Source organism: Salinicola halophilus (assembly GCF_003206155.1).
GTDB lineage: Bacteria > Pseudomonadota > Gammaproteobacteria > Pseudomonadales > Halomonadaceae > Salinicola > Salinicola halophilus.
Map to the genome: position 1 here is coordinate 61881 of NZ_PZJV01000002.1, position 12425 is coordinate 74305.

Consider the following 12425-nt stretch of genomic DNA (forward strand, 5'->3'; position numbering starts at 1 on the left):
CTGGCGCGGAGCTGGCCGCTTTCTGTCGAGACGGCCCGACATCGAGGAGAAACCCATGAACGAGACACGACGATTCGCGCTGGAAACCGCGCTGCGCGAGCGCCCGCTGGTGGCGATTCTGCGCGGCATCACGCCGGAAGAGATCGACGGGGTGTTCGACGCCCTGGTGGAAGCGGGATTCAAGCTGATCGAGATTCCGCTCAACTCGCCCCGCGCCTGGGAGAGCATCGCCCTGATCGGCAAGCGCTGCCCGGCGGACGTGGTGATCGGTGCGGGCACGGTGCTCGACCCGGTGCACGCCGAGCGGCTGGCCGAGCTGGACGCCCCGCTTCTGATCACGCCCAACACCGACACTGAGGTGATCCGTGCAGGCGTCGAGCACGGCCTGGCGCCGATGATCGGCTGCATGACGCCGAGCGAGGCGCTCGCCGCGGCCAAGGCCGGTGCCACGGCGCTAAAGCTCTTCCCGGCGGCGCGGCTCGGGACCGGCTACTTCAAGGACATCAGCGCGATTCTGCCCAAGGGGCTGCCGGTGCTGGCGGTAGGTGGCATCGACGAGAGCAACATGAGCGAGTGGCACGCCCACGGCATCGCGGGCTTCGGTTTCGGCAGCAACCTCTACAAGCCGGGGCGCAGTGCCGATGAAGTGGGGGCCGTCGCCCGTGGCCTGATCGCCGAGTGGCAGCGCATCCGCGAGGTCGCGAGTCACGCCGAGCAGCTCGAGCGCGAGGCGGATGCATGAGCGAGGCAGCGACTTCCGCCCCCGGCGAGCGCCTGATCGTCGTCGACTGGGGGACCAGCAACTTCCGGGCGTTCCTGGTCGACGCGGGCAGCGGCGAGGTGCTCGACAGCCGTCGCTCCGCGTCCGGGCTGCGGGCGCTCAGTCAGCCGGAATTTCCGCACTACTGCGCCTCGCAGACGGACGACTGGCGCCAGGGTGACGGCGCGGCCGCGGCCAGCGTGCCGATCTATCTCGCCGGCATGGTCGGTTCGGCCCGCGGCTGGGCCGAAGCGCCCCAGCTCGAGCTGCCAGCGTCGGTTGCCGATCTCGCCGACAGCGTGGTCGCCGCCCCGGGGCTCGACAACGCCTGGATCGTGCCGGGGGTCAAACAGGTCACGCCGAGCCACGTCGACGTCATGCGCGGGGAGGAGGTTCAGGCCTTCGGCGCGCTAACGCTCGCAGGCGTCGAGGACGCTCACTGCTGCCTGCCCGGGACACACAGCAAGTGGGCGCATCTCGAGGCGGGCCGGCTGGTCGACTTCACCACCGTGATGACCGGCGAGCTCTTCCATGCCGTGCGCTTCCATACGCTGCCCGGCGAACCCGCCCGGGGAGACGCGGCCTTCGATGAGGGCGCCTTCCGGCTGGGGCTCTCCCGCGTCGACGCCCCCGGCGGGGTGATGCACGCCCTGTTCGAGGGGCGCTCGCGGCATCTCTACGCCGGACTCGAAGCCGGCCAGGTCGCAAGCTTTCTCTCCGGCGTACTGATCGGGGAAGAGGTCCGCGCGATGCACGCCGCGCGTCCGGGTATCGAGAAGGTCTATCTGGTCGGGGCCGACAGTCTGCGCCAGAGCTACACCCTGGCGCTCGAGAATGCCGGTCTCGACGTCGAGGCCCTGGGCAGTGACGCCGCGACGCTTGCCGGAGTGACCGCCATCGCCGCCCGCCACGTCGCCCAAAGAGCCTAACGCAACGCCCGCCTCCCGACTCGGCGCTGTCAGCGCGCGATCGACGCACCAGGATCGGCGTATCGAGATCGAAGCACCAAGAAAGTGCACGCCGCTGGCCTCTCGAGGGGGCAGGGCCCCGGGCTTTCGGGGCCGTCGTGGTTGGCACGATCCGTGCTACCTTCATCTGGCAGGCGCTCGCCCGCGGGACGACGTCGACGTCGATGTCCTCCGGCGTGGCAGTCGGGGCAACGCTCAGCGGGCCGGCGCGTGACTCTCACCCTTCAAGGCAAGCGAGCGATGCAATGACACAGACGGAGCTGAGCCAGGCGTCTTTGCTGATCTTCACCGATCTCGACGGATCGCTGCTCGACCACGACACCTACGACTGGCAGCCGGCGGCGGCGTGGCTTTCGCACCTTGCCGCCGCGAACGTGCCGGTCATTCCCACGACCAGCAAGACGCGCACCGAGCTGCTGTCGCTGCGTCAGGAACTCGGGCTGACCGAGACGCCGTTCATCGCCGAGAACGGCGCGGTGATCGGACTGCCGCCCTCGTGGCAGCACGCGCGGTTGGATCGCGACCCGGCCTCGCCGGACGGGCTGGTGGTCAAGACGCCGAGTCTCGATGTCGACTTCATTCGCCGCCGCCTCGACGTGATTCGCGAGCGTCACGGGCTGCGATTTCGACGCATGGGCGAGATGGAGGTCGACACGGTACGTGAGGCGACGGGGCTTTCGCCGGACGCCGCTCGGCAGGCAATGGCGCGGGAAGGCAGCGAGCCGCTGATCTGGGAAGACGACCCGAACAAGCTTGCGACCTTCGATGAGACGCTACGCACCGACGGGCTGACGCTGACCCGCGGCGGGCGTTTCTGGCATGTGATGGGCGCGGTGGACAAAGGGCAGGCCGCCAACTGGCTGGTCGCGCGATTCGAGGCGCTGCGCGGACATCGCCCGCACACGCTGAGCCTCGGCGACGGCCCCAACGATCTGGCGCTGCTCGCGGCGACCGAGCGCGCGGTAGTGATCGCCGCCGATCACGGTCAACCGATGCCCCTTCCCGGTGAGGGGGTCTATCGTACCGAGATGCGTGGCCCGACGGGCTGGTCGGAAGGCGTGGCGCACTGGCTCGAGGGTGACGCCCACTGGCTCGAGTGAACGCCGCAAGGCGCGGGGTAATTCGATGTGGCAGATTGCGCTCGCCGAGTGTCGGCGAAGCGTACGGGGGCGCCAAGGATCGGCGCTGCGATGACTATCAGTGAGGGCAGTCCATGAGCGACTTCTACCAGAACGGCATTGTCACCAATTTTCATAACCTCACGCGGCGCTCCGTCGAGGCGCTGGAGAGCGATCTCAAGCGCTTCTCCCGCGACCGGCCCATGGGGCTGATTCTGCCCTCGCTCTACTCCGAACTCGAAGGACCGGCGCTTTCGCACATCGTCGACGAGCTATGCCGGGTGCCGTACCTCAGCGAGATCGTCATCGGTCTCGATCGCGCCGATCGCGAGCAGTTTCTCAAAGCCAAGGCGTTCTTCTCGCGCCTACCGCAGCACCACCGCATTCTCTGGAACGACGGCCCACGACTGCAGGCGCTGCATCAGGAGCTTGCCGCCGAGGGGCTGGCGCCGCAGGAACCGGGCAAGGGCTGCAACGTCTGGTACTGCTCCGGCTACGTGCGCGCCTCCAACAAGGCAGAAGCCGTCGCACTCCACGACTGCGATATCGTCACCTACGACCGCGGCCTGCTGGCGCGGCTGATCTATCCCGTGGCCAACCCGCGCTTTCACTACGAGTTCTGCAAGGGTTACTACTCGCGCATCGCCTCCGGCAAGTTGAACGGTCGCGTCGCGCGGCTGATGGTCACGCCGCTGATCCGGGCGTTCAAGATGATCTACGGCCCGCTGCCATACCTGGACTATCTCGACAGCTTTCGCTATCCGCTCTCCGGGGAGTTCTCGATGCGCGCCGACGTGCTCGACGGCATCCGTATTCCCAGCGACTGGGGGCTCGAGATCGGGGTGCTGTCCGAGGTGCACCGCAATTTCTCGACCAAGCGGCTGTGCCAGGTCGACATCGCCGACGCCTACGACCACAAGCATCAGCCGGTGTCCGAGGAGGACCCCAGCGGCGGTCTCAACCGCATGAGCATGGACATCGCCAAGGCGATGTACCGCAAGCTCGCCACGCTCGGCGTCGAGATGAGCGTGGAGAGTTTCCGCACCGTGAAGGCGACCTACTACCGGATCGCGCTCGACCTGATCGAGGCCTATGACCACGATGCGGCGATGAACGGGCTCAAGCTCGACCGCCACAGCGAGGAGGCAGCGGTGGAGCTCTTCGCCGACAACATCATGCAGGCCGGGGCCGCCTTCTTCGAATCCCCCCGCGACAAACCCTTCATCCCCAGCTGGAATCGCGTCCAGGCCGCCATCCCCGATCTGCAGGATCGACTTTACGAGGCGGTGGAACTGGACAATAGCGGCGACGTCTGACGCTGGATTCGCTTCGCCGGCGGCCAGTCATCGCCGCCGGCTCGCCCTGGCCGGTGGTTAGCCATCGACAGGGCGCTCGGGATACACTCGGATGACGCCGTGACGGCGCCCACTCAAAGCGTCTCGAGACAGAGACCGATAACGACACCACTCCTCGCAGGGAAGATCGCTCGCCAGGCTCGCGCAAGCTCAATGCTTAACGAGGTGCTTCATGCCGTTCGCGTCTTCCTCACACCGACATCCCTTCTACAGCCGCTTCGGCGAACTGGTGGTCCTCTCGCTGATGACCCTCGACCCCGTTGGCGCCGACAGCACCCGTCACCGTGTCGGTGGCGATGCGTCAATCGACACGCCCGTCGATCCACACCTGGAACGCATCGGCCGGCCGACGGCGCCGGAAGACGTGCGCACCGTTCCCACGGCGTTCGCGGGCGACCTGCTGGTCGGCAATCAGGATAGCGGCGCGCTCAAGCGGTTGGACCCGGTCAGCGGCGAAATACGCTGGCAGCTGCAAGCGCCCAACTGGATCCACTCCGACATCGCCTGGGAGCGGGGAGTCGGCGTGCTCGGCTATGGCAATCGCTTCCCGTCGCGGCGCGCGCTCGGGGGTGGAAATGCCGAACCCTTCGGTAGCGGGAAAAGCGGGCTCCTGGCGGTCGATCTGGAGACCGGCGAACCGGTCTGGCACTACCACGGCACCGGTGACGTCATGCTGACGCCGCTGCTGCACGCCGGCGAGGTCTTCGCCGCTGGCAACGATCGCGCGCTTCACGTCCTCTCCCTCGAGGACGGCCGCCGGACCGGGCTGATCACGCTGGGATCGCGTGTCGAGCTGTCATCGCCGACGCTGGACGACGACGGCCGGCTCTTCGTCGGCGCGGCTGCGCCCTATCGCCTGTTTCGGGTCGATCCGACGACCCGGGCCGTGGTCTGGATGGCGGAGTTCGGCGAGGCCGTTGCCGGACTCGAGGGCATACCGCCGGCGATCGAGGGGGACCTGGTGCTGACCACGGCGGTGGTGGCGACATCCGACCCGCAGCGCTTTGCCCATCGTCTATTCGCGCTGGACGCTCAGAGCGGCGAGCGCCGCTGGTCGGCCTCGCTCGGCGAGACTCGCTCCTCCGACGCCGCCATTCTGGGGGCGCCCAGTGTCGCCGAGGAACGCGTGGTGGCGATCGACGCCGCCGGCGATACCCTGCACGCCTTCGATCTGCGCAGTGGCCGAGCGCTGTGGCAGCTCGACTGCGGCCCGATTCGCGGCGCGCCGGTCATCGATGGCCACCGGGTCTACGTGACCACGGCCGCCGGCGAGCTGCTGGGTGCCGATCTCGCGACTGGAGAGGCGCGCTTCAGCGTATCGCTGGGAGCGACGTCGCTGGCCTCGTCGGGTCCGGTACGCGTGGGGGCGCATCTGTTCGTCCCCACGCACACCGGTCAGCTCTATCTGATTCCGATGGCGGGGTGACGGACGCGCGTCCTTCCGCGTGACGTCGCGGTCAGTGGCGCAGCCAGCCGTAGCAGGCGATCCCCAAGGCCGTCATGGCGAACGAGCCGAGCACGTGAACCAGCGTGCCGGTTAGCGCCCATGCCCAGCGTCCGCTCTGGATCGCCCCGACCATCTCGGCGGAAAACGTCGAGAAGGTGGTCAGCGCGCCGAGCAGGCCGGTGACGGCGAAGAGCTTCCACTCGACGCTGAGCGTCGAATCCTGGAAGAAGCTCAGCGCCAGGCCGATCAGCCACGCGCCGACGAGGTTGGCGATCAGCGTGCCGGGCGGGATGTGAAGGAAAGCGCCGTTGTACTGCGCGCCGAGCCACCAGCGCAGATTGGCGCCAATGGCCGCGCCCAGGCTGATGGCAACGATGGAAATCCACATAGAAACCTGTCTCTTTGACCGAAGACGTCGACTGACGACATTGACCGGCGGCGCCGAGCCGACGATACGCTCGAAGCCGGCCCGCGACCCGCGACCCGCGACCCGCGACCCGCGACCCGCAACCCGCTCAGCGCCGTCGCATCAACCGCGCAGCGCCGTGACCCGAGTCGCTCAAGGCTGGACCAGCCACAGGCTGCGATAGGGGCGCAGAACCTTACGCGCCTCGTCGCTCGGGCGCCAGGGGCGGCCGTCGTCGAGGACATCGTACCAGTCGCCCCGGTCGAGTTCGGCGATCTCCAGCGGCTGGCGCCGCTCGCTGATGTTGTAGATCGCCAGCAAGCGGCGGCCGTCGGCGAGCGGCCCGCGCTCGATGGCGAAGATGCCCGGCACCGTGTCGAGAACCCGCTGCGGCGCCTCGGGATGAAAGCAGGGTTCGTTGGCGCGCAGGTTGAGACGGCGCTTGAGCGAGGTGAAGGCTTCCCGCGTCGGCGTGCTGCGGCTATCGATCAGCTCGTCGAGCTCCTCCTTGGGCCAGCGGCGGCGATTGATCGAGCGCAGCCGGCCGCTGCGCTCGACGCCTTCGTGATCGTTGAGCGTGGCGGTGAGCGAGTGGAAATAGACGCCGGGAATACCCTGCAGCGCGAGCATCAGGTTCTGGCTGCAGAGAAAGCGTTCGACCTGCCAGGCGTCCGCGCCGCGGCGCGTGCCCTTCATGGCGTCGAAGTAGGTGATGTTGATCTCGTAGGGGGAGTCGCTGCCGTCGGCGTTGGTCTTCATGCTCACGTAGCCGCCGAAGCGGTGCATCAGTTCGAGCAGCGCCTGGACGTCGTGCGCGGGCAGCAGCCCTTCGAGCGCCCGCACGCCGATGCCGTCGTGGCTGGCGGTGAAGTTGAAGTAGGTGCAGTTCGGCGGCAGCGGCGGCAGCGTGCTCGCCCACTCGGCGAGCTGCGAGGCATCCCCGCTGGTGAGGGTGTGCACCAGCAGCGGCGGTAGCGTGAACTGATAGATCATGTGGGCCTCGTCCGGCGCGTGCTTCTCGTCGACGCGCTCGAGGCCGAAGTAGCTCATGTTCTCCCGGTGGGGCACGTTGGTCTCGGTGATCAGCAGCGTCCCGGGGGCGACGAAGTCGAGAATTGCCCGCAGCAGACGCACCACTGCATGGGTCTCCGGCAGATGGGTGCAGCGGGTGCCGACCCGTTTCCAGAGATAGGTGATGGCGTCGAGCCGGATGATGCGCGCGCCCTGCTGCACGTAGAAGAGCAGGATGCCGACGAATTCGAGCAGCACGTCGGGGTTGGCGAAGTTGAGATCGATCTGATCCTCGGAGAAGGTCGCCCACAGATGGCGGGTGCCACGACGTGTCGAGACCGGGACCAGCAGCGGCGAGTTGCGCGGCCGGGTGACCTCGGAGAGATCCGTGGCCGGGTCCATCTCGATGAAGTAGTCGCGCCCCGGCTGCGTGCCGGCGAGGTAATCGATGAACCAGAGTGAATCTCGGGAGACGTGGTTGATCACCAGATCGACCATCAGATCCACCCGCGAGGCGAGCCGACGGACGTCCTGCCAGTCGCCGAGGTTGGGATTGACCTCACGGTAGTGGATCACCGAGAAACCGTCGTCGCTGCTCCAGGGGAAGAAGGGCAGGATGTGAAGGCCGCTGAAGGTGCCGTCCAGACGGTTGGCGAGAAAGTCGTCGAGCACCGCGAGCGGCGCGCGCTCGCCGTCGATTAGCGTATCGCCATAGGTGATCAGGATCTGATCGCGCTCGCTCCATGCCGGGCGGGCGTGATCGCCCAGTGCACTGCCCTGGTGCAGCAGCAGCGTCATCAGCCGACGCATCACCTCGTCTCGTCGGGGCCCGTATATCTCTTCGAGTCGAGCGGTCGCTCGCTCGATGAAGGCCTCTTCGGAAAGCGCGGGGTAGTGCGTGATGCGGCTGGACATGTGCAGTACCTGATCGTGGGCGAACGCGGGGAGCGGTGATCGATACCGTCGCGCAGGCGACGGCCGACCTCTCATCATTCTTATCCTTGCAGAACCCGGGCCAAGTTGGAAACCGACGGCAATTTTCGGCGTGTTTCCGGTATCTTGCGCGAGCCGTTACACTATTTTGACCATGCTCGATTTCGACCACGCTTGATTTCGACCACGCTTGATTTCGACCACGCTTGTCAGATTGAACTCGACGAGCCGATCCATTCACTACGCGGCGCCCTTGCACGGCCGTTCGCGTTACCGGGTGAACGACGATGCACTGTCCTTTCTGCGGTACCCACGATACCAAGGTGACCGATTCACGCCTGGTCGCGGAGGGGGATCAGGTGCGAAGGCGTCGTCAATGTGCCGCCTGCGGCGAGCGCTTCACGACCTACGAGACCGCCGAACTGGTGATGCCCCGCGTGATCAAGGGCGACGGCTCGCGTGAGAGCTTCGACGAGCAGAAGATGCGCGCCGGCATGTCGCTGGCGCTGGAGAAGCGTCCGGTCAGCGTGGAATCCTTCGAAGCCGGCGTCGAACGCATCCGCCAGCGTCTGCGCGCCCGCGGCGACCGCGAGGTCGAAGCCCACGTGATCGGCCAGGAGGTGATGGAGATGCTCAAGCGTCTGGATCACGTCGCCTACATTCGCTTCGCTTCCGTCTATCGTCGCTTTCAGGATCTCGACGAGTTCCGCGCCGAAATCGACCGGCTCTCTCAGGAGCCGGACGAGCGCACCGGCGAAGACCGTTGAGGGTTTGCTGGATCGAAGCCCTGCTAGATCGGACGCCCACGCCCTTGGAGACTCCGCCATGACGTCGCCCACCCAGCCGCCCGCCGAAGTCCGCGATATCGAATGGATGCATCGGGCGCTCAGGCTTGCCGAAAAGGGCCGCTACACCTGCGACCCCAATCCACGCGTGGGCTGCGTGCTGGTCGCCGATGGCGTGATCGTCGGCGAGGGGTTTCACGCCCGCGCCGGCGAAGGCCACGCCGAGGTCAATGCGCTGCGGGCGGCCGGCGCCGCGGCCCGTGGCGCGACCGCCTACGTCACCCTCGAACCCTGCTCGCATATCGGGCGCACCGGCCCCTGCAGCGATGCGCTGATCGAGGCGGGGGTGTCGCGAGTGGTCGCCGCGATGGAAGACCCCAACCCCGAGGTTGCCGGGCGCGGTCTCCAACGGCTGCGCGACGCCGGCATCTCCGTCGAGACAGGCACGTGCGAGGCCGAGGCGCGCGCGCTCAACGCCGGTTTCATCCGGCGCATGCGCGAGGGGCGGCCGCAGGTCAGCCTGAAGATGGCGATGAGTCTCGACGGGCGCACCGCGATGGCCAGCGGGGAATCCCAGTGGATCACCGGGCCGGCCGCGCGAACCCAGGTACAGCGGCTGCGGGCAGCGTCCAGTGCCGTACTCACCAGCGTGGAGTCGGTGATCTTCGACGACTCCCGGCTGACGGTACGCGCCGAACAGCTGGCGCTCGACGACGAGCCACTGAACGCGCTTGCCGCCTCGCGCCAGCCGCTGCGCGCCATCATCGACACGCAGCTGCGTCTGCCGCTGGCGGCGGCCTGTCTGAGCGAGCCGGGGCGGACACTGGTGTTCACCGCCCGTGACGCCGTCGGCGGTCGGCGTGCGGCGCTCGAAGCCGCCGGCGCCGAGCTGGTGGTGATGCCGGTGGGCGAGGATGGCCGCATTCCCTTCGCCGCGGTGCTCTCCCACCTGGCCACGGTCGAGTCCTGCAACGACGTGCTGGTCGAGACCGGGGCCACGCTCGCCGGGGCGCTGCTGGAAGCGGGCTGTGTCGATACGCTCGAACTCTTCGTCGCACCGACGCTGCTGGGCGGCGAGGCTCGGCCGCTGTTCGCGCTGCCGGGGCTCGACCGGATGAGCGAGCAGCGCCGGCTCGTCATCGACCGGACCCGCGCGGTGGGCGACGACTGGTGGATCAGCGCGCGGCCAAGCGATGGCTCGCGCGATACCTGAGACGTTGCCGGGCGCCGACAGTGGCGTCCGCTTCTCCCGACAGGTAGTCTGTGCCGTCATCCAACCCCCGCGGTCTGTGTGGACGAATCAGCAATGACGACAGCGCAATCGGGCCAGCTGGCCAGCATCGACGCCCTTGTCGAAGACATTCGCCAGGGCAGGATGGTCATCCTCATGGATGACGAAGATCGCGAGAACGAAGGCGATATCATCGTCGCGGCCGAATGCGTCGAGGCGAGCCACATCAATTTCATGGCGCGTCATGCGCGCGGTCTGATCTGTCAGCCGATGACCCGCGAGCGCTGCGAGCAGCTCAACCTGCCGCTGATGGTCAGCGACAACGGTTCCGGCTACGGCACCAAGTTCACGGTGTCCATCGAAGCGGCGCGCGGCGTCTCCACCGGGATCTCGGCGGCCGACCGTGCGCTCACCGTGCGTGCCGCTGCGGCGCGGGACGCCAGGCCCGATGACGTCGTCCAGCCCGGACACATCTTTCCGCTGATGGCGGAGCCGGGCGGGGTGCTGCGACGCGCCGGCCACACCGAGGCGGCCTGCGATCTCGCGGCCATGGCCGGCTTCGAGGCGACCGGGGTGATCTGCGAGATCATGAACGACGACGGCAGCATGGCGCGTCGGCCCGAGCTGGAGCGCTTCGCCGCCGAGCACGACATCAAGATCGGCACCATCGCCGATCTGATCCACTACCGCATGCTCAACGAGCGTACCGTCGACGCCGTGGAATCGCAGACGGTCGTCACCGCCTTCGGCGAGATGACGCTGCACGTCTTCGAAGACCGAATCCAGAACGCGCACCATCTGGCGCTGGTCAAGGGCACGCCGCAGCGCGACGCCCCGACCACCGTTCGCGTTCACGGCGGCGATACGCTCAGAGACATCCTGACGTTGTGCAAGGGCGATAGCCACTGGACGGCCTATACCGCGCTCGAGACGATCGCCGCCGCCGACGCCGGCGTTTTCGTGCTGCTCGATGACACAAGCCCCAAGGGCGATCTCAAGATGCAGCTCGACGTCGCCCTCGGCCGGCGTCCGCCGCCGCGTACCAGCGCATCCGACGGCGCCGGCAATTTCCTCTCCATCGGTACCGGTTCGCAGATCCTGCGCCAGCTCGGCGTCGGCAAGATGCGTCTTCTCAGCTCGCCGTGGCGCTTCTCGGCGCTCTCCGGCTTCGACCTGGAGGTCGTCGAGCTCGTCAGCGGCGACGCCTGAACGATACCCGCCGGCCCGCCGCGTCACGCTGTTCGGGGGTGCCCTCGACCCCGTGGCCGCATGGTAAGATGGCCGGCTTCGCGCCGGACGCCCTGCGAGGGCGTCGGCCTCACAGACTGTTTTACCGTGCGTCAGCGCTCAAGATTGCGATCGCTGGCGCAGTGACTCCGGAACTCGACAATGCAACCGATCGCTCAACTGGAAGGTCAATTCACCGACGTCGAAGGGCGCTACGCCATCGTCGTCGGTCGCTTCAATCATCACGTGGTCGATAGCCTCGTCGAGGGCGCTGTGGACAGCCTGATGCGCCACGGCGTGAGCGAGGAGAACATCGAGCTGATCCACGTGCCCGGCGCCTGGGAGCTGCCGCTGGCGGTCAAGCGGGCACTCCAGGTGTCGCGTCCGGATGCGGTCATCGCCCTGGGGGCGGTCATCCGCGGCGGCACGCCGCATTTCGAATACGTCGCCGGCAATTGCAACTCGGCACTCTCGTCACTGCAGCTCGAGTTCGACACGCCCATCGCCAACGGCGTACTGACCGTCAACTCCATCGAGCAGGCGGTCGAGCGTGCCGGCACCAAGGCCGGCAACAAGGGTACCGAGGCGGCGATGGCGGCGATGGAAATGGTGTCGCTGCTCAAGCGCTTCGGAGGTGGCGAATGAGCGCGTCCGAGTCGCCCGAGAATGCGGGCAAGCCGAGTCGTCCGGCCACGCCGGCTCAGGAATCGCGCCGCGCGGCGCGCGAACTGGCCGTACAGGGTCTCTACCAGTGGCAGATGACGGGCAAGTCGATCAGTGCCGTCGAGGCGGAGTTCCGTGCCCAGGTCGCCGATGAAGAGCTCGAGGATCACGAGAACTGGCACAAGGTGATGCAGATCGCCGATCAGGCGCTGTTTCACGAGTTGCTGTCCAATACCGCCAATCAGCGCGCCGACGTCGATCGCGCCATCGCGCCGCTGCTCGACCGGCGCCTGGAGGATCTCGATCGCATCGAACTGGCGATCCTGCGCCTGGGGGCCTACGAACTCGCGCATCGACCGGAAGTGCCCTACCGCGCCGTGATCAACGAAGGCGTGGAGCTCGCCAAAATCTTCGGCGCGACCGACGGGCACAAGTACGTCAACGGCATCCTCGACAAGCTGGCCTCGCGCCTGCGGGGTGCCGAGGTCGCTGCACGCCGCCGTTGACATGACGTCCGCCTC

The 12425-nt window shown here is 67.4% G+C and carries 12 protein-coding genes; 10 read left to right on the plus strand and 2 right to left on the minus strand.

Annotated elements, in window-relative coordinates:
* The first annotated feature begins 55 nt into the window (after positions 1–55).
* From DOM33_RS08045 to DOM33_RS08065, 5 genes are all read left to right on the plus strand, one after another.
* Positions 56–742, plus strand: coding sequence for a 2-dehydro-3-deoxy-6-phosphogalactonate aldolase (locus tag DOM33_RS08045; protein ID WP_110667728.1), 687 nt, complete (start codon positions 56–58; stop codon positions 740–742).
* The gene (locus DOM33_RS08050; RefSeq protein WP_110667730.1) at positions 739–1689 is read left to right on the plus strand and encodes a 2-dehydro-3-deoxygalactonokinase; all 951 of its coding nucleotides are present in this window, start codon (positions 739–741) and stop codon (positions 1687–1689) included. Before DOM33_RS08045 ends, DOM33_RS08050 begins: the two co-directional genes overlap by 4 nt.
* A 284-nt stretch (positions 1690–1973) precedes the next feature.
* Positions 1974–2828: an HAD-IIB family hydrolase gene (locus tag DOM33_RS08055; RefSeq protein ID WP_110667732.1), complete on the plus strand. Its 855-nt coding sequence runs from the start codon at positions 1974–1976 to the stop codon at positions 2826–2828.
* A 113-nt stretch (positions 2829–2941) separates the two neighbouring features.
* Positions 2942–4162, plus strand: a complete 1221-nt coding sequence (locus DOM33_RS08060; RefSeq protein WP_110667734.1) for a glycosyltransferase family protein — start codon at positions 2942–2944, stop codon at positions 4160–4162.
* 211 nt (positions 4163–4373) lie between these two features.
* Positions 4374–5627, plus strand: coding sequence for a PQQ-binding-like beta-propeller repeat protein (locus DOM33_RS08065; protein WP_110667736.1), 1254 nt, complete (start codon positions 4374–4376; stop codon positions 5625–5627).
* A gap of 31 nt (positions 5628–5658) precedes the next feature.
* On the opposite strand, the gene crcB is transcribed toward DOM33_RS08065, so the two are convergent.
* Entirely contained in the window at positions 5659–6036 is a 378-nt protein-coding gene (gene crcB, locus DOM33_RS08070; protein WP_110667738.1) for a fluoride efflux transporter CrcB, read from the minus strand.
* Between the two features lie 171 nt (positions 6037–6207).
* Entirely contained in the window at positions 6208–7980 is a 1773-nt protein-coding gene (locus DOM33_RS08075; protein ID WP_110667740.1) for a sugar phosphorylase, read from the minus strand.
* Between the two features lie 305 nt (positions 7981–8285).
* Here DOM33_RS08075 and nrdR point away from each other — a divergent pair, with 305 nt between their 5' ends.
* The 5 genes from nrdR to nusB all read left to right on the plus strand — a co-directional run bounded on the left by nrdR (position 8286) and on the right by nusB (position 12410).
* Positions 8286–8765, plus strand: a complete 480-nt coding sequence (gene nrdR, locus DOM33_RS08080; RefSeq protein ID WP_110667742.1) for a transcriptional regulator NrdR — start codon at positions 8286–8288, stop codon at positions 8763–8765.
* A 58-nt stretch (positions 8766–8823) separates the two neighbouring features.
* Positions 8824–9996: a bifunctional diaminohydroxyphosphoribosylaminopyrimidine deaminase/5-amino-6-(5-phosphoribosylamino)uracil reductase RibD gene (gene ribD, locus DOM33_RS08085; RefSeq protein ID WP_110667744.1), complete on the plus strand. Its 1173-nt coding sequence runs from the start codon at positions 8824–8826 to the stop codon at positions 9994–9996.
* Between the two features lie 93 nt (positions 9997–10089).
* Positions 10090–11223: a bifunctional 3,4-dihydroxy-2-butanone-4-phosphate synthase/GTP cyclohydrolase II gene (gene ribBA / locus DOM33_RS08090; RefSeq protein WP_110667746.1), complete on the plus strand. Its 1134-nt coding sequence runs from the start codon at positions 10090–10092 to the stop codon at positions 11221–11223.
* Between the two features lie 180 nt (positions 11224–11403).
* Positions 11404–11886: a 6,7-dimethyl-8-ribityllumazine synthase gene (gene ribH / locus DOM33_RS08095; RefSeq protein ID WP_110667748.1), complete on the plus strand. Its 483-nt coding sequence runs from the start codon at positions 11404–11406 to the stop codon at positions 11884–11886.
* On the plus strand, positions 11883–12410 hold the full coding sequence (gene nusB / locus DOM33_RS08100) for a transcription antitermination factor NusB (protein ID WP_110667750.1): 528 nt from the start codon (positions 11883–11885) through the stop codon (positions 12408–12410). The genes ribH and nusB overlap by 4 nt, the downstream gene beginning before the upstream one ends.
* Positions 12411–12425 lie beyond the last annotated feature (15 nt).

Coding starts and splice junctions, on each gene's coding strand:
- crcB (WP_110667738.1), bottom strand. CDS start 6,036: ATGTGGATTTCCATCGTTGCCATCAGCCTGGGCGCGGCCATTGGCGCC.
- ribH (WP_110667748.1), top strand. CDS start 11,404: ATGCAACCGATCGCTCAACTGGAAGGTCAATTCACCGACGTCGAAGGG.
- ribBA (WP_110667746.1), top strand. CDS start 10,090: ATGACGACAGCGCAATCGGGCCAGCTGGCCAGCATCGACGCCCTTGTC.
- DOM33_RS08045 (WP_110667728.1), top strand. CDS start 56: ATGAACGAGACACGACGATTCGCGCTGGAAACCGCGCTGCGCGAGCGC.
- DOM33_RS08060 (WP_110667734.1), top strand. CDS start 2,942: ATGAGCGACTTCTACCAGAACGGCATTGTCACCAATTTTCATAACCTC.
- nusB (WP_110667750.1), top strand. CDS start 11,883: ATGAGCGCGTCCGAGTCGCCCGAGAATGCGGGCAAGCCGAGTCGTCCG.
- nrdR (WP_110667742.1), top strand. CDS start 8,286: ATGCACTGTCCTTTCTGCGGTACCCACGATACCAAGGTGACCGATTCA.
- ribD (WP_110667744.1), top strand. CDS start 8,824: ATGACGTCGCCCACCCAGCCGCCCGCCGAAGTCCGCGATATCGAATGG.
- DOM33_RS08065 (WP_110667736.1), top strand. CDS start 4,374: ATGCCGTTCGCGTCTTCCTCACACCGACATCCCTTCTACAGCCGCTTC.
- DOM33_RS08075 (WP_110667740.1), bottom strand. CDS start 7,980: ATGTCCAGCCGCATCACGCACTACCCCGCGCTTTCCGAAGAGGCCTTC.
- DOM33_RS08050 (WP_110667730.1), top strand. CDS start 739: ATGAGCGAGGCAGCGACTTCCGCCCCCGGCGAGCGCCTGATCGTCGTC.
- DOM33_RS08055 (WP_110667732.1), top strand. CDS start 1,974: ATGACACAGACGGAGCTGAGCCAGGCGTCTTTGCTGATCTTCACCGAT.